Below are 23,390 nucleotides of genomic sequence, written 5' to 3' on the forward strand. Positions count from 1 at the left end.
ACATTTGTTTAAACCACAATAAACTTTGCAAGGCTTTAGCCGAGCGTGAAATAAAGGTCGCCCCAAATGGCCGTCATTTCCCACAAAAAAAAGCCGGGCAAACCCGGCTTTTGATGAGCGAAATAGAGGCTTATTTAATGGTGGCAATCACCGCCGTGCCGGTATATTTCAGCGAAATACTGACATCGGCATCAGTGCTGACACTGGCGAACTTGCCATACACCTTACTGCCGGTGAGCAAGGTGTATTGACTGCCGCTCGTTGGCGTAGTGTCGCCAAAATCCAAAACCAGATTACCGCCGGACAGATAAACAATGTCGGCAGCGCTTACCTGGGTGTCATCGTTATCCATTTCCAGCACCAGGGAGCCATCATCCTGGGTGTAGTTGGCAAGGTTTAGGGCGCCGTCGGCATTCACTTCGACTTCCCCGCCGGTCATGTAAAGGTCGCCACTGCCAAAGGCACTGCTAGAAGCGGCTTCCAGAGTGCCAGCTTTCACCAAGGTACCGCCGCTGTAGCTGTTGTCGCCGGTTAAGGTCAGGGTACCGGTACCTTCTTTGGTTAAGAGCCCCTCACCGCTGATATCGTTACGCCACCAGTCGTGGCTACTAAAACCGCCGTCAGAGGCATCCATGTTGACCGTAACATCACCTACAAAGGCACCGTAACCATCAGCGGCGGTAACCAAATCGATGCGGCCCCAACCGTTGGAGTCATCAATAATGGGGTAGCCTGAGTCAATCTCGGTGGTGTAAATCACTGCCCGGCGCTGAGCCGCAGTCAGGTAAGGCTGCCGGGAGGCCAGCAGCCGCTCTGCCCCTTCGGGAACAACAGGGTCTTCACCGGCGCTGCCGGTTTGGGTAAAGCCGTAGGTCAGGCGCTGACGATAAAGCGCTTTCATTGCGGCGTGGTCGCTGTAGTCGTTGTTGTTAAACACCTCGGTATTGACGTTGTCACCGTCGGTCAGGCTGCCAGGGCTTACCACAGTAGCGTGGGCGTAGTCATAAAGGCTCTCACCAGCTTGGTCAGCCAGCTCGCCAAAGTAACTTTGAGCCGTGCTATAAGCGCTTTGGGCATCAGCCAGGATACTGCTTTGCCCCAAGGCATAAGCCGCAACCGCCATGGCATGAATACGGCCGCCAATGACATCCACTGGCGAATGCATACCCGCCAGAATACGGTCTTCACCCAGTTGCGATCCGCGGGTCAGCATTTCTGAAAAACGCTGTGGCAAGGCGTAGGCATAGGCCATGGCCGCCAGGTAGCCAGCGTTGGTGTGGCCGCTGGGGTAGGCACCGTCTTTACGCTGATTACTGCCATCTTGATCAAGGTAGCTGTCTTCGCTATTGGCACGACGAGCACACATCAGCCCCGGCACCACCACCACGCTGGAAGTGTATACGTCATAGGTTTCAGTGGTGCTGGTACCGTCCGGGTCGGTACAGACGTAACTGGTGGTTCCTTGATAATCGATGGTGCCGCTGTCGTCCATCCGCCAAGGCCGTGGGGTGGAGTAAATATATTTAGAAGCATTGGTAGAGGCAGGTGATGCCTGGCGAAAATCATAAACCAGCTGGTATACGGCACCTAAGTCACTGCTGGCATCACCGGCATAGGCAATGCCGTCGTTGTTATCGGCAACATAGTGGCTATTGCTGAGCACATCGCTAGTGGTGGGCACGTTGATGTCGGTATAAGCGCCGGATGCAGCCACATAAGCCTCAGTCAGGGGGCCATAACCATCAATCACGCTGTAGTTTTTACTGCGCTGGTCATCCAAGAAGGCTTGAATGGCCTGGGCGTCGGTTCGGTCAGCGGTGACATCCATGACATATTGGATGTTTTGCTGCCAAATGGTCGCATTGACGATGGTCTGGTTATCCACAAAGCTGGTGTCGGGGCCGTTACCGTTGGCATTTTCCTGCCAGCCATCGAGATTTAATTTCCAGACCTTGTTCATCCCCAGCAGCAAATAAGCCATCGGGTTGGTATCTACGCTCCAGCGATAGGTGCTGTCGGCGTTGTTCTCGCCGTTGTCACTGACCGGTAGCGGATAGGAAACACTGGGCAGCGGTACTGACAGTTCAGCACCCAGGCCAGTAGGTTCGGCAGGTTTACTGCTGGGGGAATCGGGGCTGTGGTCACAGCCAGCCAGGGTCACTGCACAAGCGGCGGCCAGCGCCACAGACATGGCATGGCGTCGAAAAGGCGTTTCGGCAAACATTGTTCTTTTCCATATCAAAGGGAGACGAAAACGTTTGCCAACATAAGGTCGAGATATTAAAGCCTTGTGACGCTTTTCTTACCTATTGATAAATTAAAGAAAAATAGTTGAGTAAAGGAAAGCATGGCGAAAGTGGACGGCACTAGGATTCAAGAATAACGGTGGCCATGGCCAGCTCTTTCTCGTCACTCAGTGCTAAATGGATGGACTTGACGCCCAAGGCATCAGCCAGTTGCTTGGCTCGGCCGCTGAGCGCTAAATGTGGCTTACCAGCCGCGTCATTACTGACGCAAAAGTGCTGAAAGCTCACACCCGCGGCAATACCGGTACCCAGCGCCTTGGCCGCCGCTTCTTTGGCGGCCCAGCGCTTGGCAATAAAAGCCAGGGGTTTACCCCGGCTTTGGTATTGGGCGAGCTCAGCGGCGGTGAGCAGCCGCTTGGCAAAGCGCTCTGCCGAGCGCTCAAAGCGATTAATACGCACCACATCGTTACCAAGGCCGACGATCACCGGGCGGCTACCATCAGTGCTTTCATATCACGCACCGCTTTATCTAGGCCGTCAAAAAGAGCCCGGGCAATAATGGCGTGGCCGATATTCAGTTCATAAATTTGTGGCATGGCAGCGATGGGCTGCACATTGTGATAATGCAGGCCATGACCGGCATTGACGGTAATGCCTAAGCTGTCGGCCAAGGTTACACCGCGGCGAATGCGCTCTAACTCTTTGGCCTGCTCGGCGCCGGTGCTGTCAGCATAATGCCCGGTGTGAATTTCAATAAAGGGCGCTTGGCATTTTGCTGCGGCTTCAATTTGGCGCGGATCGCAATCAATAAACAGCGACGCTAAGATGCCGGCGTCATGCATGCGCGCACAGGCATCTTTTATCCGTTCAAACTGGCCGGCAACATCCAAACCGCCTTCGGTAGTGAGTTCCTGGCGTTTTTCCGGCACCAAACACACAAAGCCGGGTTTAACTTTTTCAGCAATACCGAGCATTTCGTCGGTCACCGCCATTTCCAGATTCATGCGGGTTTGGATGGTGTCTTTTAATAAAAACACATCACGGTCTTTAATGTGGCGACGGTCTTCGCGCAGGTGAATGGTAATGCCATCAGCCCCCGCTCGCTCTGCCACAAAGGCCGCTTCCACCGGATCAGGATATTGGCTACCGCGGGCATTACGCACGGTGGCGATATGGTCGATGTTGACACCCAAATGAATACTGCTCATTGAACTCCTCCTGCGAGTCGAAATAGCTCCCTGCTTTTCAGTGGTTTGTCCCCCAAATGCGGGGCTAGCAGAGCGCGGCAGAAATGTTTAGCAAAGCGTCTGGTATCGCTGTCTTGCCAGTTATCCTGGGCAATGGCCAGTAAATGCAGGCCAGGATAAGGGCCTTTTACGTCAGCCAGCAGGCCTTCTTCCGGCACCAATTGATAACGCCCTTCGGCATTAAGTGGCTGGCCGCTACTGTCACGCCACAAATCAATGCCGTAGCCAAGGCGATGGCAAAGGCTTAATTCAAAGCGGCGCAATACCGGTTCAACTTCGGTGCTCATCAACGCCAGCAAGGTTTGCTGATAAAGGGCAAAAAGACCGTCGGTGTCGGTGCCCCGAGGCACCAGGCGAATGATAAGTTCATTAACGTAGAAACCGGCATAAAGGGCATTACCGGTGAGGCTATGGGCGGTTTTAACCTCAATGGCGCGGGCATTTTTTAAATCGCCCTGGCCTGCCAGGGTTAATTCCAACTCCACAAAGGGCTGCATGGCGGCCCTTTTGTGACTTTTTTTTGCGGCCATGCCCCGCACCACCGCGCCAACACGGCTGTCGTCGGCCAATAACAGCTCGGCCAAGGCCGCATCATCCAAGTAAGGGCGGCGGTGCAGCACATAGGCCGCTTGGGTCATTAATCGTCTCCGTAACCCAAAGAGCGCAGGGCGCGTTCATCGTCAGCCCAGCCGGATTTCACTTTAACCCACAGTTCCAGATGCACCGGGTAGTTAAAGAGGCGCTGCATATCTTGGCGGGCATCGGTGCCGATACGCTTAAGCTTCTCGCCCTTGGCGCCAATGACCATTTTCTTCTGCCCATCGCGCTCAACCAGAATAAGGCCGTTGATATGAAAGCGGCCGTTTTCTTCTTGAAATTGTTCAATTTCAACGGTAACCGAATAAGGTACTTCTTCACCGAGGTTACGCATCAGTTTTTCACGGATGATTTCCGCCGCCATAAAGCGGCTGGAACGGTCGGTGATGTGATCTTCCGGGAAGATAAACTCGCACTCGGGAATGTGTTTTTCCACTTCACTGCGCAGCGCTTCAACCTGGGTGCCCTTTTCCGCACTGATAGGCACTATGGCGGCAAAGTTAAACTGCTCAGACAGCCATTTTAAATGCGGGAACAAGGCGTCTTTATTCTTAACGTTATCGACCTTATTGACCGCCAAAACCACCGGCTTTTTCTCTTTTTTGAGCTTTTCCAGCACCATCTGGTCATCGTCTGCCCAGATACTGCCTTCCACCATAAACACCACCACTTCAACGTCACCCAGGCTACTGGCGGCAGCGCGGTTCATCAGGCGGTTAATGGCTTTTTTCTCGTCCTTGTGCAGGCCGGGGGTGTCAACGTAGATCACCTGCATATCATCCTGGGTATCGATGCCCAAAATGCGGTGGCGGGTGGTTTGCGCCTTTTTGGAGGTAATGGATACTTTCTGGCCCAGCAGATTATTCAAAAGCGTGGATTTACCCACATTGGGGCGGCCAACAATGGCTACAAAACCACAGCGTTGTTCAGTCATTCAATTGCTCCAGAGCTTGCTCGGCGGCGGCTTGCTCGGCCTTACGGCGGCTAGAGCCTACGCCCATAAAGGGGCTGTCGATACCTTCTACCAGACAAGAAACAGTAAAGGTTTGCTGGTGGGCTTCCCCTTCCACCTTTTCTACCTGATAGTTTGGCAGAGGTTGGCGCTTGCCTTGCAGGTATTCTTGCAAACGGGTTTTCGGATCCTTTTGCGCGACACCGGGCTGAATGGCCTCAAGACGCTCGCTGTACCAGCTTAAGATAAGGTCACGAATGGTTGGCAAGTCGGAGTCTAAATAAATAGCGCCGATAAGGGCTTCTACGCCGTCGGCCAGAATAGACTCCCGGCGAAAACCGCCGGATTTGAGCTCGCCTGGGCCCAAGCGCAAAAAGTCCCCCAGTTGGAACTCGCTGCCCAGTTCGGCCAGGGTTTTGCCCTTAACCAAGGTCGCGCGCATACGCGACATGTCCCCTTCGTTCGCCGCCGGGAAACGGTGATACAGAGCATCGGCTACCACAAAGCTTAAAATCGAGTCGCCCAGGTATTCCAGACGCTCGTTGTGCTGCGAGCCGGCGCTGCGGTGCGTCAGTGCTTGGCGCACCCGTTTTTCGTCTACAAAGCTATAACCCAGACGGCGATACAGAGTCTCTAAAGAATTGGTCATCAGTCTTCCAATAAAGAGGGCGGTTCGTCCGCCCTACAGAATCGCTATTTTATGGGACCTAAGTGTCCAAATCTAATGCCAGTTGGCACCCAGCTCGGAAGCCAGCTATTGGGACTGCGGTCCATTTTAAAACTTATCCAGATAAAAACGGCCTTTCCAACCAGGTTTTGCTCGGGCACAAAGCCCCAAAACCGCGAATCGGCGCTGTTATCTCGGTTATCACCCATGGCGAAATATTCACCTTTGGGCACCAGCCACTGCCCTGACGGTTGGCCTTGCTGGCGAAAATATTCACCTAAGCGGTCAGGCAAGGCGCGGTCCACCAAGATATCGTGCTTTACCTTACCCAAGGTTTCGGTGCGTCTATCAAGGGGCATAGACCCGAGATAAAACTCACCGCTGCCAATATCGGCGCTGGCCACCGCCTGTAACGCCGGGCAAGGCTGTTGGCCCTGTTGGCAAGCGGGCTGAATATACAACTGCTTGTCACGGAACACGATACGGTCGCCCGGCAGCCCCACTACCCGCTTAATCAAATCAATGTGCGGGTCGCGCGGGTCTTTAAATACAAATACGTCGCCGCGCTTGGGCTCGCCGGTGGCAATCAGCTTGTGGCTAAACACCGGATCTTTAATACCGTACGCGAACTTCTCGACCAAAATAAAATCGCCCACCAGCAAGGTGGGCATCATCGAGCCAGAGGGTATCTGGAACGGCTCATACAAAAAAGAGCGCAGTACCAGCACCACTGCAATCACCGGAAACATTCCCCGGCAATTTTCTACCCAGCCAGGCCGGGCCATCAGTTGCGTGCGCTTTTTTTCATCCAGGCCGCCAGCAGTAGCTTGTTCAGCCTCAGCCAGCACCTGACGGCGGCGCCGGCTTAACAGGAATCTATCCCAAGCCCACACCAGACCGGTAACCAGGGTCAACATCACCAAAAAAATCGAAAAATACTGGGCCATCGGTACTCCTTACACAATGCACGTATTGACTGGGATGTTGCCCTTTTACCTCAGTGGATAGGCCCGATGCGGCCAAAGCGCACGCCGGTGGGTACCCAGCTAGGTAACCAGCTGTCTTGGCCTCGGTCCATGTCGAAGCTCATCCAGATAAAGACCGCTTTACCGACCAAATTAGCTTTAGGTACAAAACCCCAGAAGCGAGAGTCACGGCTGTTGTCGCGGTTATCACCCATGGCGAAGTACTCGTCTTTGGGCACTATCCATTCACCGGCTGGCAGGCCAGGTTGGCGTTTGTAATCGCTAACGCGGTCAGGGAAGGCGTAGTTAAGTAAAATATCGTGTTTCACCTTACCCAAGCTTTCGGTGCGTCTATCCAGCGGGAAGTTCCCCAAATAGAACTCGCCTTTGCCTTTATCAACGCTGGTCACTTCTTGCGGGTCGGGGCAGGTTTTCTCGCCTTCTTTACAAGCAGGCTGAATATAAAGGTGTTTGTTGCGGTAGATAATTTTATCGCCCGGCAGCCCCACCACCCGTTTGATGAAATCAACGCTGGTATCTTCGGGGTATTTAAAAACAATAATATCGCCGCGCTTGGGCTGGCCAGTTGGGATCACGGTTTTACCCAGCACGGGGTCTTTCAGGCCATAAGCAAACTTTTCCACCAGGATAAAGTCGCCCACCAGCAAGGTCGGCATCATCGAGCCGGACGGAATTTGAAAGGGTTCATACAAAAAAGAGCGCAGTATCAGCACCACTGCTATCACCGGGAAAGCACCGCGGCAGCTTTCTACCCAGCCCGGATGGGCCAGCATCTTCTCACGGCTGTTTTCGTCTAATTCGCCACCGGCCGACTGTTCAGCCTTGGCCAGTGCTGCCCGCCGTTTCGGCGCCCACAAAAATTTATCGAGGGCCCAAACCAAGCCGGTACCCAAGGTGATCACTACCAATAAAATGGAGAAGTACTGCGCCATGTATTGTCCTTATTTACCCACTTTCAAAATGGCGAGGAAGGCTTCCTGGGGCACTTCTACGTTACCCAGTTGCTTCATCCGCTTTTTACCTTCCTTCTGTTTCTGAAGGAGTTTTTTCTTACGGGAAACGTCACCGCCGTAGCATTTTGCGGTTACATCTTTACGCATTGCCTTAACGGTAGAGCGGGCAATGACATGGTTACCAATGGCGGCCTGAATGGCGATATCAAACATCTGGCGAGGAATGAGTTCTTTCATTTTCTCAACCAGTTCACGGCCCCGGTATTGGGCATTTTCCTTGTGGGTGATAATGGCCAGAGCGTCTACTCTGTCACCGTTGATCATCATGTCCAAACGCACCATGTCAGCGCTTTCAAAACGCTTGAAGTTGTAATCCAAGGACGCGTAACCGCGGCTGGTGGACTTAAGGCGGTCAAAGAAATCCAGCACCACTTCGGCCATCGGCAATTCATAGGTCAGTGCCACTTGGTTACCGTGGTAGACCATGTTGGTTTGCATGCCGCGCTTTTCCACACACAGGGTAATAACGTTACCCAGGTATTCTTGCGGTACCAGAATGTGCGCCTCAACGATAGGCTCACGAATTTCTTCGATATTCTGGATAGGCGGCAGCGCCGAAGGGTTATCAACCTGAATGGTTTCACCGTCGGTTTTAACCACTTCGTAGATTACCGTGGGCGCCGTGGTGATAAGGTCCAGGTCGTATTCACGCTCCAAACGCTCTTGGATAATTTCCATGTGCAGCATGCCAAGGAAACCCAAACGGAAACCAAAACCCAGCGCAGTGGAGGTTTCTGGCTCGTAAAAGAGCGAAGCATCGTTTAACGACAATTTACCAAGCGCGTCGCGGAACGACTCGTAATCGTCGGAGCTGACCGGGAACAAACCGGCATAAACCTGCGGCTTCACCCGTTTAAAACCTGGCAGTGGCTTGTCGGCGCCATTCTTGGCCAAGGTCAGGGTATCGCCCACCGGCGCACCCAAAATGTCTTTAATGCCGCAAACCACCCAACCCACTTCGCCGCATTGCAGGCCATTGGTGTCTTTTTGTTTAGGGGTGAAGATACCGATACGGTCGATATCCCAGCTTTGGCCGGTACTCATCACCTTAATTTTGTCGCCCTTTTTAAGGGAGCCGTGTTTGATACGCACCAAAGACACTACCCCTTGGTAGGGGTCGAACCAGGAATCGATGATCAGCGCCTGCGGCGGCGCATCGGGGTTACCTTCAGGGGCAGGAATGGCTTGAACGATACGTTCCAGTACTTCGTCGACACCGATACCGGTTTTGGCAGAACAACGCACAGCGTCGATGGCTTCAATACCGACAATATCTTCAATTTCGGTGGCAACCCGTTCAGGGTCGGCCTGGGGCAGGTCAATCTTGTTAAGAACCGGCACCACTTCCAAATTCATATCCAGCGCGGTGTAGCAGTTAGCCAGGGTCTGGGCTTCTACGCCTTGACCAGCATCCACCACCAACAGCGCCCCTTCACAGGCCGCCAAAGAGCGGGACACTTCATAGGAAAAGTCGACGTGGCCGGGGGTGTCGATGAAATTCAGCTGGTAGGTTTCGCCGTCATTGGCGGTGTAGTTAAGGGTAACGCTCTGGGCCTTGATGGTAATGCCGCGCTCGCGTTCCAAGTCCATCGAGTCCAGAACCTGCTGCTGCATCTCGCGATCAGTGAGGCCACCGCACACTTGGATCAAGCGGTCAGACAAGGTGGATTTGCCGTGGTCAATGTGGGCGATGATGGAGAAATTACGAATATGCTTCATGAGGCTAGGATGGGTCCAAATCGATGCTGGGTCGCAAATGCGCCGATTTTACGCTAAAGCGAGAGGCAAATCATCCGCCCAACACCGCCAGTTCCATTCTGTCTTTCTCGCGGCTCAGTACCTTAATCAGTTGTGGCTCTTCTACCACCTGTGCGGCAAGGTGTCCGGCCCACTTAAAGCCGCCGTAACCACCGGCCACCATCGCCGGTAAAATCCACAGCTCTGCCAACGCCAAAAGCTGCGTGAGCTGGCTGGCGATAACCGCGGCAACAATCAGGCACAGCAGTGGCAGCAGGTATAACACCAAAGTGCCGCGCAGCAGGCTTTGCTCGCTAATACCAACCCGCACAAAATCACCCACCGCAACCGCCTGGTCGCACTGCATGTCCAGCACGTCCAGGCGACGATTAAAGGATTTAGACAACTGGCCACTGCCACAGCTTTCGTTATTCGAGCAACTGTCGCAGCTGGATTGGCGTTGAAACTCAACCTTGATGTGGCGGCCTTTCACCGCCACCACCTGCACGTCGCGCTCAATCATGGGTGCCCCTGCAGTGTCACTTGGCTGGCAACCCGTTCAAGGGCAGCGGAAGGCACTGTGCCCACCACCATCACTTCGGTGCCACCATGGTTAATACCCACCAAATTAAAAAAGCCATTTTGGTGGATGGTTAAATCCTGGCGCGGTGCGCTGGGGTTAATGTAAACCGCAATTTCGGCCAAACCGTCGGAGTACAGCCAGTAATCAACGCCCTCACCGAGCTGCGCTAAGCGGTGATAGTTGGCCACTACCGGCCGAAAGCCCGGTGGCAGCCAGGTGACTTTGCCCAGCTTTTCTGGCGCACCCTGGTTGGTTAGGGTGGAAGGCGCCGGGAATTTCGCCTTGGCAACCCGCTCAATGTGGGCTGAAGGTTTATCAAGCTGGTCAACATCCACCACCATCAGCTGCTCAATTACCTCTGCGTCTTGGGCAACACGGTCAACCCGCAGTGGCAAGTGGCTGTCTCTGTCTATCCAGATCCAAAAGCCATGGCGATATTGGTCTTTAGGCACAATACGCAATAGCTGCGCCGGGTGGCCGGCAATACGGGACACCCCTGCCAACACCAGATCGTAGTGATCAGCCAAGTCGGCCGGGGGGCTTAGCAGGGCATCGGGAATGGGGCCGCGAATGGTATCGGCACGGTATGAAAACGGCGTGTGGTCCATATCCAGTAAGGTAACCACATTGCCTTTTCGCACCACTTCACGGGGCGGGCCATTTAAAAAGACTAGGTGTTCAATTTCTTTGCCGTCGACCACGCCGTGCTCATAACGAAACGGCTGTACCCGCCCTTCCTGCACTTTAACCAGAGAAAGCACGTAATCTTCGTGAGTCAGGGCGTGTGATAACGCCTTAAGCCACTCCATCGCTTGCGCTTGGTTCTGTTGAGCACTTTGCGATGAAGAAGGTTGGGGTAACTGCTCTACGGCTTGGCTTTGCGGCTGGCTAACAGGGGCTTTGGGCCCCTGTTGAGTCGGTGCTGACGCTGTTGTTACTGCCGCCAGCACCAGCCAGGGAAACATCATTTCGGTTTAGCCTCGCTATCCTCATTGGCCTTTTCATCATCCTGCAAACGCAGCTGCTGTGCGTGGTCTTGCAGGTAGGCATTAACGCGGCGCTGCTGCTCGGCCTGGATCAAGCGGCCTTCATGACCACTCGGCGGACCGGCTTCCAAACTAACAGGGGCGGCAGTGCCCATGGCAGGCAAGGTAGACAGCACCGGGTTAGACGGTTGCGGTACGTCGCTCTTAGCGCCGTATTGCTGCACACCCACAACGGCCACCAGCGCCACTGACGCGGCTATGGCCAATTGTGCAACCGGACGCCAGAAACCTTGCAGGCCTTTGGGTTTGGCCTTGTCAGTGGCCTTGGGGGCCAGCAGCTGCGGCTCGTCGTCCAGGGCAGCAGCAACCCGGGCAGTGATATCCAGCGACATCTGCTCCGGCATTTCACTGCGCATTACATCACCAATCAGGTGATAGCGTTGCCAACGCTCGGCGGTGTCGCGGTCAGATTTGAGTTCTTCCAGCCAGGCGTCATCCAGCGCATGCTGGTTATCCACCAAAGCCGAGAAGAGTTCGTCACGATGCTGTGCCATAAGTATTTTACCCTTAACGCCTGAGCAACGGTTGCAGCCGTTTATCGATAGCTTCACGAGCCCGGAAGATCCGCGACCTGACAGTGCCCACAGGGCAATCCATCACAGTGGCGATCTCCTCATAACTGAGCCCTTCCATTTCCCGCAGCGTGATGGCGGAACGCAAATCGTCCGGCAAGGACTCAATGGTTTCGAACACCACTTTCTTTATTTCGTCTGACAGCAACATTCGTTCTGGGCTGTCAACTTCACGCAGCGCATCAGCGCCGTCATAGAATTCTGCTTCGTCCGCGTCCACATCATTGGCCGGCGGACGACGGCCTTGCGCCACTAAATAGTTTTTGGCGCTATTGACCGCGATACGATAAAGCCAGGTATAAAAGGCACTTTCGCCGCGGAAATTAGGCAGGGCACGATAGGCCTTAATAAAGGCTTCCTGCACAACATCAGGTACATCGCCCTGATTTTTTACATACCGCCCCACCAAGTTGGCTAAACGGTGTTGGTATTTGGCGACGAGCAAGTTGAACGCCTGTTTGTCACCACGTTGTACACGCTCAACCAACGCCAGGTCGTTATCAACGGTCTGCTCAGTCATCCGAGCCTGTTCTCCCAACATGTTATTCTCAGTTTTTGCGTTCTGACTCGGTACCAGCGCCACCTGTATGACGTGGTAATTTAAGGGAAGTTCAATTAATCCCTAACTTTTTGACTCTTGCTTGATGTTAGAGGGATACTGCGCCGCATCCGTCTTTTCCTAAGCGCCATCATACTGTATGCGAACAGACACTGACCATCTTTGTGACGTCCTGGTTGTCGGTTCCGGTGCCGCCGGTTTAACCCTGGCACTGAAATTAGCAGAGACCGCCCAGGTCACCGTGTTAGCCAAAGGCCCGTTAAAAGAGGGCTCCACCTTCTACGCCCAAGGCGGCATCGCCGCGGTGTTTGACGAAACCGACACCATAGAATCCCATGTTAATGACACTTTGGTCGCTGGTGCAGGAATATGTGAAGAAAATGCCGTGCATTTTACCGCATCCCATGCCAAAGAAGCGCTGGAGTGGTTAATTGACCTGGGGGTACCCTTCGATAAAGAAGAAGACGACAACTCGCGTTTTCACCTCACCCGCGAAGGGGGCCACAGCCACAGGCGTATTCTTCATGCCGCCGATGCCACCGGTAAAGCGGTGCAACTGACGCTGGTCGAGCAGGTAAGACACCATCCTAACATTCAGCTTCTTGAAGCGCACAATGCGGTGGATTTGCTCACCGGCCACAAATTTGGCCTCAACTCACCGCGCTGCTTTGGCGCCTATGTCTGGAACCGCGAGAAAAGCCTGGTAGAAACCATTAGGGCGAAAGCGGTGGTACTGGCCACTGGCGGCGCATCTAAGGTGTATCAATATACCTCGAACCCGGATATTGCATCCGGCGATGGTATTGCCATGGCCTGGCGGGCGGGCTGCAAGGTCGCCAACTTGGAATTTAACCAGTTTCACCCCACCTGCCTTTATCACCCGCAAGCCAGGAACTTCCTAATAACCGAAGCGCTACGCGGTGAAGGCGCGCATTTAAAACGCCCCGACGGCAGCCGTTTTATGCCGCAATATCATGACATGGCCGAGCTGGCCCCGCGGGACGTGGTGGCACGCGCTATCGACCACGAGATGAAAAAGCTCGGCGCTGACTGTGTTTATTTGGATATTTCCCATAAAGACAGCGACTTTATCACCAAGCATTTCCCGACCATTTACGAAAAGCTGATGAGCCTTGGTATTGATATGACCAAGCAAGCGATACCGGTGGTACCGGCCGCACACTATACCTGCGGCGGCGTGGTGACCGACATGCAGGGCCAAACCGATGTGCCCGGCCTTTATGCCATTGGCGAAGTCGCCTATACCGGCCTGCATGGCGCCAACCGCATGGCGTCAAACTCGTTACTTGAATGTTTGGTCTTCGGCACCGCCGCAGCTGAGAAAATCAACACCGAGCTGGGCCAACTTAGCAGCGTGCCCACCGCCCCTGCTTGGGACGAGTCCAAGGTAAGTGATTCCGATGAAGAAGTGGTCATTGCCCATAACTGGCATGAGCTCAGGCTTTTCATGTGGGACTACGTTGGCATAGTGCGCACCAACAAACGTTTAGAACGGGCCATGCACCGTATTGAACTGTTGAAGCAGGAAATTCATGACTACTACGCCAACTTCCGGGTGTCGAATAACCTGTTGGAGCTGCGTAATCTGGTGCAAGTAGCCGAGCTTATTGTGCGCTGTGCCATGGCGCGGCAAGAGTCACGTGGCCTGCACTATAACCTTGATTATCCGGAACTTTTAGAAAAGTCCGGACCTACGGTTTTGCACCCAGACAACGTTTAAGGCGGCGCCAGTCTGCCTCGCCGAGCTCCGGCCGGTAAATCCAGTACCAACACGAGCCCGCCTGGAACATCACCAGCAGCGGGCTTTTCATTGCCCAGCGGCAAGACACAGCCTCGCCATCAAGGCGCAGCGCCCCTGCTTCATTCAACCAAATAAGTTGGGGGGCTTTGGGCAGTTTTACCCACCACAGGGGCAGCAATAACCAAAGGGCGCGCCAGCCAAGCCAAAGCAGAGCGGGCAACACCAGCAACAGCGCGCCGCGCTCCAGGACGGGCCGCCAGCGCCATTGGCGAAGATAAAGGTTATGACTTGATACGGGCGTGGACACGGTCAAGGATGAACTGCACCATAGCCGCCATTTCGGCATCGGGGCACTGTTGATGACCCATTACCCAAGCAAACAGATCCGGGTCGTCCTGGGTTAACAACCGTTCGAAGGTGGCTTTCTCTTTGTCGCTTAAATCGTCATAAGCTTCTTCAACAAAGGGCTCGAACAGCACATCCAATTCCAGCATGCCACGACGACAAGCCCATTTCAGGCGCGCTTTATTCTTCGGATCGGTCATGTTGCGCAATACTCCGGCAAATTTTATCGGCCAAGTTTACCTGCTTTCTTCGCGCTATTCAGCCTATTGGCTGCATGCAGTATGATGTCGCCAATCACCAAAGGAGGTATTTGATGTCATCCTGGCAATCCATCCTCAATCCGCTGCCAACAGAGGCGTTACCATTGGCAGTGCCAGCCTTGGCGCTGATGCCGCTTACCGAGCTTGGCCTAGTGCGTTTACGTGGCGAAGAAAGCGAAAAATTCTTACAAGGTCAAATAACCGCTGATTTGACCCAGTTGGCCCCCAACCAGGCCACCCTGGCTGCCCAGTGCGACCCCAAGGGTAAAATGCTTGGGCTCTTTACACTGCTGCGCCACCAAGGCGATGTGTTACTGATTGAAGCACGTGATGCCATCGCCACCCAGCTACCCGGCATGGCCAAATTCGCCGTTTTCAATAAAGTGGCGTTAACCGATGCCAGCGACGAGCTATTACTGTTAGGGCTGGCAGGCAATGAGGCTGAAAAGGCGCTAAATGCGGCAGGCCTTGAAACGCCCAAAGACGCCCTGCACGTTATCAGCAATGACCATGGCTTGGTGCTAAAAACAGCCGATAACCGCTTTATTGTTGCCCTGTCACCTGACGCCATGGCGACCTTGGTAAACACCCTAAATGGCAGCTGGTACCAAGCTGCTGCTTGGCAAGGGCTTGATGTTGTCAGCGCTACCCCTTGGTTGCCAGCCGCGCTGCAAGGTGAATACATTCCGCAGCAGCTGAACATTGACACCTTAGGGGGCATCAGCTTTGAAAAGGGCTGCTACATCGGCCAAGAAGTGGTCGCGCGCATGCACTTTCGCGGCGGCAACAAAAAGACCCTCTGGCAACTCGGCGGTAAAGCCGCTACTACACCCAAAGCCGGTGATGAAATAGAGCTAAAACTGGGTGAAAACTACCGCCGCGGCGGTATTGTGGTGGCCGCTTATCAGTTTGCCGAAGGGCAGCTGCGGCTGCTGGCCGTTGCCAATAACGACCTGGAGCCAGATAGCCAGTTTCGGGTAAAAGATCAGCCAGACAGCAGCCTTAGCCTTATCAGCGGCTAAAGGCTTGTAAAAAAGTGTGCCAAGCAAAAGCGCGTCTTTTGCTGGCACATTCGTCAATTCAAGGCCTTAGCGCCACAGGCTTCTTTAGGCCAGTCATCTTCTGTTACATCCCGACAAGACTTAAAGGCGAATTTTTAGCCAATGCTCTTCAGACTTCATGCAACCGGCCTTAGCGCCTTGCTCACCTGGAGAGAACAAATGAAAGCCCTACCCTTAGTGTTACTGGCTGGTGCCCTCACCAGTACCGCCGCTTTAGCAGATAACAGCCAATTCGTTGCGGCTAACAATACCCCTGAAACCCAGCTTTGTATTAAGGCAGCGACCGCGACCCCAATCCAAATGCTGATGGCAGTGCAGGAAAGCCGCTTTAGTTACCGCCAACTGGCAAATAGCCTTAAATGCAACGACGTAGCCGTAGGCCGCTTTGCTAAAGCGGCAGGTAATGACCGCGTGGCTTATCAATTTTTAAGACGCATGAGTCGCAGCGTCCAAGTCACCGACATGGTGGCGCTTAACAGCGGCACTATTGAAGTCAAAGGCAGCCGCTAAGTTGTTGGCATGAATCACAAAACTGCCCGCACTCGTTTGACACATTTTTTTAACAAGGCGCATCTTAGGTTCTTTTAAACTGGAACCGAAGATGCGTTTATTGTTTCTCGCCCTGCTCGTCATCAGCCCTGCCCTTTTTGCCAAAACCCTGATGGCCACCATCAGCACCGATAAAGGCAGCATGACCTTTCAGCTCTTTGACGACGTCGCCCCGAAAACGGTGGCTCATTTTCAAAAGCTGGCCAATAGCGGTTGGTATAATGGCAAAACCTTTTATCGGGTAGTCAAAGGCCATGTTATTCAAGCAGGCTCCGGCGACGATAACGACCCTGTGACCAAAAACGATACGGTGCCAGCTGAGTTTTCCAGTAAACCACACTTAAAAGGCACCCTGGGCCTGGCCCGCGATGAAGACCCCAACAGCGGCAGCACCGAGTTTTATATTTGCGATGCCGTCAGATCGCACCTTGACGGCCACTACACGGTGTTTGGCCAACTTACTCAAGGTGAAGAGACCCTGGACGCTATTGCCAACAGCCAGGTGAAGGAAGAGTGGCTAACTTACGGTGATAAAAAAGTGGCCTTTCACCACCCCAAGGTACCTATCCATATTTTGGCAATTAAGGTTTGGCAGGCCGACTAAAGCCGCCAGGCAAACTGTTGCCACAGCCTTGTAAGGTCGCGTCCGGCATTTTAATTTCCACCCGGGTTTCAAAACGCTCACCACTCATGCTGTCGGTGCAGGGCCCGGGGCTCAAAATAGCCGTAAAGTCAGCACTCTGATACAGGGTTTTGTCGCCCTGTTGGCGGAGGCGGGCCTTGGCTTGAATATGTGACTGGCCATAGTTGCTGGTTAAATCAAGCTCGGTGTTGGTTATTTCCAGCACCCAACCGGGTTCACTGCCCAGCGCCCGAAAACCGACGCCTTTGATACGTGCCGCATCCCAAGGGGTGGCACTGCTATCCAATTTACAGGCTTGATTTTGCATCCCCCGATGCAAAACCGCCTCTTTGCCCTTTACCTGCAAACGTAAATCTTTGCCTTGATAAAGCGTTGCATCCCCGCGTTGCGAGCCTTCAACAGCATGGGCTACCTTGTCGATATACACAGTTCCGCTCTCGGCGCGGGCTTCTAGCACCAGATTATTACCAATGCAGCTAAACACTTTTACCCGATATGTAGCCAGCCTTTCGGACATATCTGCCGGTTCCGGTGCCTTAGCCGTGACGTTTTGCGATTGATCGCAACCCGTTAGCACTAAAAGCCCCAAAAACAACATCCGTTTATTCATCAATGTCCCCAACACTTTGGCTTTTAGCAACCTTAAATAACGAACCACAATCCAGGCTGACAATGACTAATTAACCAACAATTCACGCTATTTACTGCATGGTAACTTATTGATTTTTTTTATTTCGTAGGGGCTTCGCCGCAATGTTAATCTAGCGCCAACCCCAAGGAGAAAATGTATGAAGCGTATCGTTGTTGTAGGCGGCGGCGCTGGTGGGCTCGAATTAGCTTGCCGGCTGGGACGCAGCCTCGGTAAGAAGCAGCTCGCGCAGGTGCTTCTTATCGACCAGCATCGTCAACATGTCTGGAAACCCCTGCTCCATGAAGTTGCCACCGGTGCCTTCAACCCTGAACTGGGTGGAGCGGATTACTTAAACCTGGCGAGACTCAATCGCTTTCAATTCGTGCAAGGCCACTTAACCGAGCTGGACAAAGATAATAAACAGCTCACCCTGGCCCCCAGCCGCGATGGCAAAGGCCGATTCCTCTCCAGTAGCCAACACATTCAATATGATTACCTGGTTCTCGCCGTTGGTAGCCAAAGCGCAGATTTTGGCACCAAGGGTGTGGCCGAGCACGCCTTCTTCCTCGATAGCCCTGAGCAAGCTAACGTTTTTCATGACCACCTGTTGGCCAAGGTACAGGGTCAAACCTTAAGTACCACACCCGCCAAACTGTCGGTGGCCATTGTCGGTGCCGGTGCCACCGGTGTTGAACTCTCGGCTGAGCTAAGAAGCGCCGAGCGGGTTTTTCGCCACTATGGCGCCAAAAATCTCAGCCTGGAACTGACCTTGCTGGAAGCAGGCCCGCGCATTTTGCCGGCCCTGAACGAAAAGATTGCCAACAAAGCCCTTCGCGAGCTGGGCAAGCTCAACGTCAAGGTACGCACCAGCGCCAAAGTGGTGGAAGCAACCAAAACCGCCTTTGTTTTGGACGGCGATGAAAAGATAGAAGCGGACCTGATGGTCTGGGCAGCCGGTATTCGCGGCGCCGACTGGTTAACCACCCTGGGCCTTGAAACGTCGCGGCGTAACCAGTTTGAAGTCAACAGCCAGCTACGCACCTCTGACGAGCACATTTATGCGTTAGGCGATTGCTGCGGCGCGGCGCCACCTCGGGCGCAAGCGGCCAACCAACAAGCCACCTATTTGAATAAGCTGTTGGTGGCGCTCATTAAGGGCGAGACCTTTAAAGACGAGTTTAAATACCAAGACTATGGCTCTTTGGTCTCCCTGGCCGAACACAGCGCAGTGGGCGGTTTGATGGGATCCTTGGCAAAAGGCACCTTGTTTGTGGAAGGACACCTGGCTCGGTGGATGTACATTTCGCTCTATCGTAAACACCAGTTTGCGATGTTTGGGGTGATGCGCACCATTGGCCTGATGATCGCTGACAAGCTCAATGGCTGGGTGCGTCCTCGCTTAAAACTGCACTAAGGCGCTCGGCGCCCTGGGCAGGTTCCAGGGCGTCTGGCATCATCGGCTCTGCTAAATAAAAGCCTTGAATAATGTCGCACTGCATTTGGCTCAGCATCATCAGCGGCGCCTTGTCCTCTACCCCTTCGGCAACCACTTCAATCCCCAACCCATGGGCCAAGGCAACTACCCCTGCAACCAGCTTGGTTGAACGCACATCGGTAGCCATCGGCTGCACAAAGCTTTTGTCCAATTTCAGCACATCTGGGGCAAAGTCTTTAAGGTGTGAAAGGCTAGAATAACCGGTGCCAAAATCATCTACCGCCAAGCGGATACCACGCTCTTTAATGGCCTCAATAAAACACATGGCTTCTTTTGGGTCTCGCAGTAGCGCCCCTTCGGTCAGCTCCACTTCCAAACGCTCACCGGGCAACTCAAAACGCGCCAACTCATCGGCAATAAAGTCAGCAAGGCCGTGGTCATCGAGCTGCGCTGCCGAGACGTTAATGGCCATTTTTAAGTGTGGCCACCGCGGCTGCCACAATGCCAACTGCTCAATGGCGGCGCTGGCAACCCAGCGGCCCACCGAGCGGATAAGGCCGGTTTCTTCCAGCAGCGGCACAAAATCGGCGGGAGACACCAGCTTACCGTCTTGGCGCCAGCGAATAAGCGCCTCAACGCCGGTCATCTGCCGCGCTACCAAGCTAAATTTAGGTTGGTAAAACAGTAAAAACTCATTGTTATCCAGGGCGCTACGCAGCCGGTTTTCCATGCGCATCCGCTCAAGGCTAGGGCCTGCCAAGTCGGTACTAAAGAAGCGGTAGTTATCGCGCCCGGCTTGCTTGGCGGCATACATGGCCACTTCGGCTCGGCGCAGTAAGCCCTCGGCACTGTGCCCTTGCTCGGGGAATCGCACCAGCCCCAGGCTGTGGGTCAAAATATGCTGCTCACTGCCAATCACCAAGGGCTCAGCCACCCCTTGGCGCAGATGAGCGATAAGCGCTTCAAGTTCGTCGTCATCGAGACTACGCGGCGCTGCCACAATGAATTCATCGCCACCACTGCGCGCGATGAGCATTTCGTCGCCAAAACGGCTGCGAAGGCGATGGGCAAGCTGCACTAGGACTTCATCGCCAGCCTGGTGGCCCAAGGTGTCGTTGATATTTTTAAAGCGGTCTAAATCCAGCAAGCACAAGAAGCCGCTTTTACCCTGGCGCAGCCAACGGTCAACGCTTTGTTCAAGCAGCACGCGGTTAGCAAGCCCAGTTAGCTGGTCGTGGTGAGATAAATGCCAAATGCGGCTTTTTTGGGTATGGCTTTCGGTGATGTCGGTCATGATGCCGGCAATTTTCATCGCCCGACCATCGTCATCGGTTACCGGGTAAGCGTTGTCGCGGATCCAGCGCTCATTGCCCTCATGGTCGAGCACCCGAAATTCCAGTTCGGTTTCACCGCGCAAACGCTGGCCGCTGGTCACCACCCGCTGCACTTTATCGCGGTCCTGGCTGACAATGGCTTTCAACCAATCGTTAGCGTCTTCTTTCAGTACCAGTGGGTCGCGGCCAATCAGGTTGGCGTAGCCTGGTGATACGTAATCAATGTGCCCCGACTCGACATCGAAACTCCAAAACACCTGCGGCAACCTTGATACCAGCGCCTGCATCAGCTTTTCGCTTTGCGCCAACTTCTTTAACGCCTGGCGCTCCCCCGAGAAATCCATGGCAGCCACCAGCACTTGCTCGCGCTCATTAAAGAGCACCTTTCTGGCCAAGACTTTGACCGTCATGCCATTTACCAGCGACATCTCCTGGGCAAGGGAGTCCAAGTCGCCATTGGCCAAGGCCTGCAAAAAAAGTTCATGGAACTGTGGGACAAATATTTGGTCTAGCGAGGAAGCATTTGGAAACAAATTTGCAGCACGCGAATTACATTGAACAACATCACCTTTTTGGCCCACCAGCCATAAAGACATCGGATGTTCATTAAAGAGACTCTGATAACTTTCCGTTAAGACTACTTGGCGATGGTAAGCACTGAGCTGGTGTTTGGCGAAACGCGAGATAAGGCGATACAGAATAAAGCCGGTCAGTAGCACAAAAAAAGTGCCTTTATAGCTTTGTAACCAGAAGTTATTGGCAAAGAAGGCGTCAATAACGTAATCGGAGCCCCAAATCCACCCAAGGGCCAAGGCACCATAAAGGCAGGTGATACGCAAAGGCGCATTCCGAAAACGGCGTTCGAGTAAGACAGTGCGGCTTTTAGTCATAAGCTAGTGCGTTATCGGGGACAAAAATCCTTGTGTTCCGTAGCCTTAGGTAAACATGTTTTTCATCTAAACAACAGTATGAATCGATGCGGTTAACTATTTATTGTTCAGGCTACACACTGACACTGACCCGGCTACGGGGCATTGAGCAGTTGTCGGTAAATGATAGCCCTGTCAGTTTATGCAGTACCTCATCATTACACTCGGAACATCGTTTTTCTGTCGATAATAAACAATGGTCTGCCAACCTCAACTGGCAACCGAACCGCAAGCTTGCCAGCTACCGCTTAACCATCGATGGCCTGGTCGTTGCCAACGGCGAAAGCGAGATTGAAGGCAACCCCGCCGATGCCGAGCCCCTTCCCAAACCCGAAAAACCACCGAAGCAAAGCAGCCGTAACGGCAAGGGTTTGGGTTGGCTGGCCTTAGGTTTGAAACTACTCAAAAGCGCCACCGTCATTAAGGCCGCTCTGTTGGGGGCCAGTTTCGCTTCATATAGCTATCTTTTTAGCTGGAAACTGGCGCTGGTGTTGATTGCCATTTTGGTTATTCACGAATGGGGCCACCTGCTGGCCATGAAACGCTTCGGCATTGCCACTAAGGGCATTTATCTGGTGCCTTTTGTTGGCGGCGCCGCTGTTCCGGCAGAAAAATTTAAAACCCAGTGGCAAGAGCTTTATGTCGCCATGGCGGGCCCCAGCTTTGGCCTTGCCAGCACCTTATTGGCCTGGGCCGCTTACCAGTTAACAGGCAGCGCCTGGCTCGGCGCAACCGTCACCTTAGGCGCCTTTTTAAATCTGTTTAACCTGTTACCAATTCACCCCCTCGATGGCGGCCGTGTCCTCAAGGCGGCAGTGGCGTCAAGCCGGTCAAAATCCGCCTTTTACGGCTTACTAGTATGCTCAAGCGCCGGCTTTTTACTGAGCCTGTATGCTGGCCTTACACTGCTGGCAGTATTGGTTATCTTTGGCATTTGGGATTTGCTTGACGAAAGGAAAAAAGTCAGTGCTCAATTACCCATGGACAGCTGGGGATTAATGGTCGGCACGGCTTGGTATTTAGCGGTATTCTTACCCTTGCTGATGCTGGTTTGGGGTATGGCCGAAAGCGGATTACCCGGCACTCACTTTCCCAAGCTACTATTGTCTACCTAAATAATCGCTTTTGGGAGTGGCCTATGCTGGCACCAACAGTGCCCATTAATGAGACTCAACGCCTTGAATCCCTCGAAAGAAGTGGCCTGCTTAACGGTACTGATGACCCCCGCTTAAACCGTATTGTTAAATTAGCGTCGCGGCTTTTTGGCACTCCCGTCACCTTAATTTCGTTAGTCGCAGCCGATGTGCAGCACTTTAAGGCCCGCCGCGGTTTGGTCGATTTGGCACTGCCCAGACAAACGTCTTTTTGCGGCCACGTGGTGGCAAGAGCGGCACCCATGGTGATTAAAGACACCAGCCAAGACTCCCGTTTTTTTGACAACCCCTTGGTCATTGGCCCCCCCTTTATTCGCTTTTACGCCGGTTACCCCATTTATTTTGAAGGTCAGGTACTGGGAACGCTGTGCCTGATTGATAAAAAGCCGCGCCAGTTTGATGACGAGGACATGGAAACCCTGGAAAGCCTGGCGGCCTGGGTAGAAAATGAAATTCGCCTTAGCGCCATGACCCAGGAAAAGGTCACCCTCACCGGCCAACTGGCTGATGCCCAGCGCCGCGCCATGACCGATTCTTTAACCGGCGCCTGGACCCGGCGACTGTTAACCGAGCAGCTATCAGAAGAAGTAGTCGCCCGCAGTCAAAATGGCGCATTAAGCACGGTTATTGCCGTTGATTTAGACGCTTTTAAAGCGGTGAACGACCAATATGGCCATGATGCTGGCGACGTGGTTCTGGTGGAGCTGGTTAAGCGCCTTAACGACAATCTGCGCGAGAACGACTTGGTTATCCGCTTGGGCGGAGACGAGTTTGTGCTGTTTTTAGGCGCCTGCCCCTTAGCAGAAGCCGAAAGCCTAGCCCAGCGGCTATTAAACGCGGTAACCGGTTCACCGGTGGTGATTGATGAGCTGCTGAGCGTCAACATCAGTGTCAGCCTTGGCGTCGCATCGAGTAACCAATTGGGGCTAGAGCCGCTGCTGGCCATGGCCGACGACGCCCTTTACGACAGCAAGAAAAAGGGCCGGCATTGCTGGTCAAGCCGGCATGCCATCAAATAAATAATACCCCGCAACTAAAACCACCGGCTGCCGCCACATGCTGTTTATTGATGCCCAACGCCA

Annotated in this window: 24 protein-coding genes; 7 read left to right on the forward strand and 17 right to left on the reverse strand. The window is 53.7% G+C overall.

Annotated elements, in window-relative coordinates; all coding sequences use genetic code 11:
- Window positions 1–130: 130 nt before the first annotated feature.
- The 13 genes from DW350_RS19790 to rpoE form a co-directional block, all read right to left on the reverse strand.
- The gene (locus DW350_RS19790; RefSeq protein WP_319018096.1) at window positions 131–2,224 is read right to left on the reverse strand and encodes an autotransporter-associated beta strand repeat-containing protein; all 2,094 of its coding nucleotides are present in this window, start codon (window positions 2,222–2,224) and stop codon (window positions 131–133) included.
- A gap of 142 nt (window positions 2,225–2,366) precedes the next feature.
- Complete coding sequence (gene acpS, locus DW350_RS14280) at window positions 2,367–2,732, reverse strand: holo-ACP synthase (RefSeq protein ID WP_115719575.1); 366 nt, start codon at window positions 2,730–2,732, stop codon at window positions 2,367–2,369.
- The gene (gene pdxJ, locus DW350_RS14285) at window positions 2,729–3,454 is read right to left on the reverse strand and encodes a pyridoxine 5'-phosphate synthase (protein ID WP_115719576.1); all 726 of its coding nucleotides are present in this window, start codon (window positions 3,452–3,454) and stop codon (window positions 2,729–2,731) included. The genes acpS and pdxJ overlap by 4 nt, the downstream gene beginning before the upstream one ends.
- Window positions 3,451–4,131, reverse strand: coding sequence for a DNA repair protein RecO (gene recO / locus DW350_RS14290; protein WP_115719577.1), 681 nt, complete (start codon window positions 4,129–4,131; stop codon window positions 3,451–3,453). The genes pdxJ and recO overlap by 4 nt, the downstream gene beginning before the upstream one ends.
- On the reverse strand, window positions 4,131–5,024 hold the full coding sequence (era, locus tag DW350_RS14295) for a GTPase Era (protein ID WP_115719578.1): 894 nt from the start codon (window positions 5,022–5,024) through the stop codon (window positions 4,131–4,133). The genes recO and era overlap by 1 nt, the downstream gene beginning before the upstream one ends.
- Window positions 5,017–5,691: a ribonuclease III gene (rnc, locus tag DW350_RS14300; protein WP_152032984.1), complete on the reverse strand. Its 675-nt coding sequence runs from the start codon at window positions 5,689–5,691 to the stop codon at window positions 5,017–5,019. The genes era and rnc overlap by 8 nt, the downstream gene beginning before the upstream one ends.
- 44 nt (window positions 5,692–5,735) lie before the next feature.
- Window positions 5,736–6,656: a signal peptidase I gene (gene lepB / locus DW350_RS14305; RefSeq protein ID WP_115719580.1), complete on the reverse strand. Its 921-nt coding sequence runs from the start codon at window positions 6,654–6,656 to the stop codon at window positions 5,736–5,738.
- Between the two features lie 50 nt (window positions 6,657–6,706).
- Window positions 6,707–7,627, reverse strand: coding sequence for a signal peptidase I (lepB, locus tag DW350_RS14310; RefSeq protein WP_115719581.1), 921 nt, complete (start codon window positions 7,625–7,627; stop codon window positions 6,707–6,709).
- Between the two features lie 9 nt (window positions 7,628–7,636).
- A complete protein-coding gene (gene lepA, locus DW350_RS14315) occupies window positions 7,637–9,427 on the reverse strand; it encodes a translation elongation factor 4 (RefSeq protein WP_115719582.1) in 1,791 nt (596 codons plus the stop codon).
- A gap of 70 nt (window positions 9,428–9,497) precedes the next feature.
- Window positions 9,498–9,968 (reverse strand): SoxR reducing system RseC family protein, encoded by a 471-nt coding sequence (locus DW350_RS14320; protein ID WP_115719583.1) that lies wholly within the window; start codon window positions 9,966–9,968, stop codon window positions 9,498–9,500.
- On the reverse strand, window positions 9,965–10,996 hold the full coding sequence (locus DW350_RS14325; RefSeq protein WP_115719584.1) for a MucB/RseB C-terminal domain-containing protein: 1,032 nt from the start codon (window positions 10,994–10,996) through the stop codon (window positions 9,965–9,967). Before DW350_RS14325 ends, DW350_RS14320 begins: the two co-directional genes overlap by 4 nt.
- Window positions 10,993–11,568, reverse strand: a complete 576-nt coding sequence (locus DW350_RS14330; RefSeq protein ID WP_115719585.1) for a sigma-E factor negative regulatory protein — start codon at window positions 11,566–11,568, stop codon at window positions 10,993–10,995. Before DW350_RS14330 ends, DW350_RS14325 begins: the two co-directional genes overlap by 4 nt.
- A 13-nt stretch (window positions 11,569–11,581) precedes the next feature.
- Complete coding sequence (rpoE, locus tag DW350_RS14335; RefSeq protein WP_115719586.1) at window positions 11,582–12,166, reverse strand: RNA polymerase sigma factor RpoE; 585 nt, start codon at window positions 12,164–12,166, stop codon at window positions 11,582–11,584.
- Between the two features lie 178 nt (window positions 12,167–12,344).
- Between rpoE and nadB the strand changes: the two genes are divergently transcribed.
- On the forward strand, window positions 12,345–13,946 hold the full coding sequence (gene nadB / locus DW350_RS14340) for an L-aspartate oxidase (protein ID WP_115719587.1): 1,602 nt from the start codon (window positions 12,345–12,347) through the stop codon (window positions 13,944–13,946).
- Here nadB and DW350_RS14345 read toward each other — a convergent pair.
- Window positions 13,918–14,280 carry a hypothetical protein gene (locus tag DW350_RS14345; RefSeq protein ID WP_152032985.1) on the reverse strand — a complete coding sequence of 121 codons (363 nt, stop codon included), beginning with the start codon at window positions 14,278–14,280 and terminating at the stop codon, window positions 13,918–13,920. The genes nadB and DW350_RS14345 overlap by 29 nt on opposite strands.
- Window positions 14,249–14,512, reverse strand: coding sequence for an FAD assembly factor SdhE (locus tag DW350_RS14350; protein WP_115719589.1), 264 nt, complete (start codon window positions 14,510–14,512; stop codon window positions 14,249–14,251). The genes DW350_RS14345 and DW350_RS14350 overlap by 32 nt, the downstream gene beginning before the upstream one ends.
- A 113-nt stretch (window positions 14,513–14,625) precedes the next feature.
- Between DW350_RS14350 and ygfZ the strand changes: the two genes are divergently transcribed.
- The 3 genes from ygfZ to DW350_RS14365 all read left to right on the forward strand — a co-directional run bounded on the left by ygfZ (window position 14,626) and on the right by DW350_RS14365 (window position 16,786).
- Window positions 14,626–15,594: a tRNA-modifying protein YgfZ gene (gene ygfZ, locus DW350_RS14355; protein WP_192954691.1), complete on the forward strand. Its 969-nt coding sequence runs from the start codon at window positions 14,626–14,628 to the stop codon at window positions 15,592–15,594.
- Window positions 15,595–15,792: 198 nt separating this feature from the next.
- The gene (locus tag DW350_RS14360; RefSeq protein WP_192954692.1) at window positions 15,793–16,143 is read left to right on the forward strand and encodes a DUF3718 domain-containing protein; all 351 of its coding nucleotides are present in this window, start codon (window positions 15,793–15,795) and stop codon (window positions 16,141–16,143) included.
- 91 nt (window positions 16,144–16,234) lie between these two features.
- Window positions 16,235–16,786, forward strand: coding sequence for a peptidylprolyl isomerase (locus tag DW350_RS14365; RefSeq protein WP_115719592.1), 552 nt, complete (start codon window positions 16,235–16,237; stop codon window positions 16,784–16,786).
- Here DW350_RS14365 and DW350_RS14370 read toward each other — a convergent pair.
- Entirely contained in the window at window positions 16,764–17,435 is a 672-nt protein-coding gene (locus tag DW350_RS14370) for a COG3650 family protein (protein WP_152032986.1), read from the reverse strand. The two genes, DW350_RS14365 and DW350_RS14370, sit on opposite strands and share 23 nt — an antisense overlap.
- Before the next feature lie 178 nt (window positions 17,436–17,613).
- On the opposite strand from DW350_RS14370, the gene DW350_RS14375 reads away from it, so the two are divergent.
- On the forward strand, window positions 17,614–18,870 hold the full coding sequence (locus DW350_RS14375; RefSeq protein WP_115719594.1) for an NAD(P)/FAD-dependent oxidoreductase: 1,257 nt from the start codon (window positions 17,614–17,616) through the stop codon (window positions 18,868–18,870).
- Here the strand turns inward: DW350_RS14375 and DW350_RS14380 are convergent.
- A complete protein-coding gene (locus tag DW350_RS14380; protein WP_115719595.1) occupies window positions 18,833–21,115 on the reverse strand; it encodes a putative bifunctional diguanylate cyclase/phosphodiesterase in 2,283 nt (760 codons plus the stop codon). The genes DW350_RS14375 and DW350_RS14380 overlap by 38 nt on opposite strands.
- A gap of 86 nt (window positions 21,116–21,201) precedes the next feature.
- On the opposite strand from DW350_RS14380, the gene DW350_RS14385 reads away from it, so the two are divergent.
- A complete protein-coding gene (locus DW350_RS14385; protein WP_115719596.1) occupies window positions 21,202–22,269 on the forward strand; it encodes a metalloprotease in 1,068 nt (355 codons plus the stop codon).
- Between the two features lie 23 nt (window positions 22,270–22,292).
- On the forward strand, window positions 22,293–23,327 hold the full coding sequence (locus tag DW350_RS14390; RefSeq protein ID WP_115719597.1) for a sensor domain-containing diguanylate cyclase: 1,035 nt from the start codon (window positions 22,293–22,295) through the stop codon (window positions 23,325–23,327).
- The last annotated feature ends 63 nt before the right edge of the window (window positions 23,328–23,390 follow it).

Source organism: Gallaecimonas mangrovi (assembly GCF_003367375.1).
Taxonomy (GTDB): Bacteria; Pseudomonadota; Gammaproteobacteria; order Enterobacterales; family Gallaecimonadaceae; genus Gallaecimonas; species Gallaecimonas mangrovi.

What these genes read in the sequence shown, in the direction of transcription:
- DW350_RS14325 (WP_115719584.1), bottom strand. Translation starts at nt 10,996, where the DNA reads ATGATGTTTCCCTGGCTGGTGCTGGCGGCAGTAACAACAGCGTCAGCA.
- rpoE (WP_115719586.1), bottom strand. Translation starts at nt 12,166, where the DNA reads ATGACTGAGCAGACCGTTGATAACGACCTGGCGTTGGTTGAGCGTGTA.
- DW350_RS14365 (WP_115719592.1), top strand. Translation starts at nt 16,235, where the DNA reads ATGCGTTTATTGTTTCTCGCCCTGCTCGTCATCAGCCCTGCCCTTTTT.
- lepB (WP_115719581.1), bottom strand. Translation starts at nt 7,627, where the DNA reads ATGGCGCAGTACTTCTCCATTTTATTGGTAGTGATCACCTTGGGTACC.
- DW350_RS14330 (WP_115719585.1), bottom strand. Translation starts at nt 11,568, where the DNA reads ATGGCACAGCATCGTGACGAACTCTTCTCGGCTTTGGTGGATAACCAG.
- DW350_RS14380 (WP_115719595.1), bottom strand. Translation starts at nt 21,115, where the DNA reads ATGACTAAAAGCCGCACTGTCTTACTCGAACGCCGTTTTCGGAATGCG.
- DW350_RS14370 (WP_152032986.1), bottom strand. Translation starts at nt 17,435, where the DNA reads ATGAATAAACGGATGTTGTTTTTGGGGCTTTTAGTGCTAACGGGTTGC.
- DW350_RS14375 (WP_115719594.1), top strand. Translation starts at nt 17,614, where the DNA reads ATGAAGCGTATCGTTGTTGTAGGCGGCGGCGCTGGTGGGCTCGAATTA.
- DW350_RS14385 (WP_115719596.1), top strand. Translation starts at nt 21,202, where the DNA reads ATGCGGTTAACTATTTATTGTTCAGGCTACACACTGACACTGACCCGG.
- ygfZ (WP_192954691.1), top strand. Translation starts at nt 14,626, where the DNA reads ATGTCATCCTGGCAATCCATCCTCAATCCGCTGCCAACAGAGGCGTTA.
- era (WP_115719578.1), bottom strand. Translation starts at nt 5,024, where the DNA reads ATGACTGAACAACGCTGTGGTTTTGTAGCCATTGTTGGCCGCCCCAAT.
- DW350_RS14320 (WP_115719583.1), bottom strand. Translation starts at nt 9,968, where the DNA reads ATGATTGAGCGCGACGTGCAGGTGGTGGCGGTGAAAGGCCGCCACATC.
- recO (WP_115719577.1), bottom strand. Translation starts at nt 4,131, where the DNA reads ATGACCCAAGCGGCCTATGTGCTGCACCGCCGCCCTTACTTGGATGAT.
- DW350_RS14350 (WP_115719589.1), bottom strand. Translation starts at nt 14,512, where the DNA reads ATGACCGATCCGAAGAATAAAGCGCGCCTGAAATGGGCTTGTCGTCGT.
- lepB (WP_115719580.1), bottom strand. Translation starts at nt 6,656, where the DNA reads ATGGCCCAGTATTTTTCGATTTTTTTGGTGATGTTGACCCTGGTTACC.
- pdxJ (WP_115719576.1), bottom strand. Translation starts at nt 3,454, where the DNA reads ATGAGCAGTATTCATTTGGGTGTCAACATCGACCATATCGCCACCGTG.
- DW350_RS14360 (WP_192954692.1), top strand. Translation starts at nt 15,793, where the DNA reads ATGAAAGCCCTACCCTTAGTGTTACTGGCTGGTGCCCTCACCAGTACC.
- DW350_RS19790 (WP_319018096.1), bottom strand. Translation starts at nt 2,224, where the DNA reads ATGTTTGCCGAAACGCCTTTTCGACGCCATGCCATGTCTGTGGCGCTG.
- nadB (WP_115719587.1), top strand. Translation starts at nt 12,345, where the DNA reads ATGCGAACAGACACTGACCATCTTTGTGACGTCCTGGTTGTCGGTTCC.
- lepA (WP_115719582.1), bottom strand. Translation starts at nt 9,427, where the DNA reads ATGAAGCATATTCGTAATTTCTCCATCATCGCCCACATTGACCACGGC.
- rnc (WP_152032984.1), bottom strand. Translation starts at nt 5,691, where the DNA reads ATGACCAATTCTTTAGAGACTCTGTATCGCCGTCTGGGTTATAGCTTT.
- DW350_RS14390 (WP_115719597.1), top strand. Translation starts at nt 22,293, where the DNA reads ATGCTGGCACCAACAGTGCCCATTAATGAGACTCAACGCCTTGAATCC.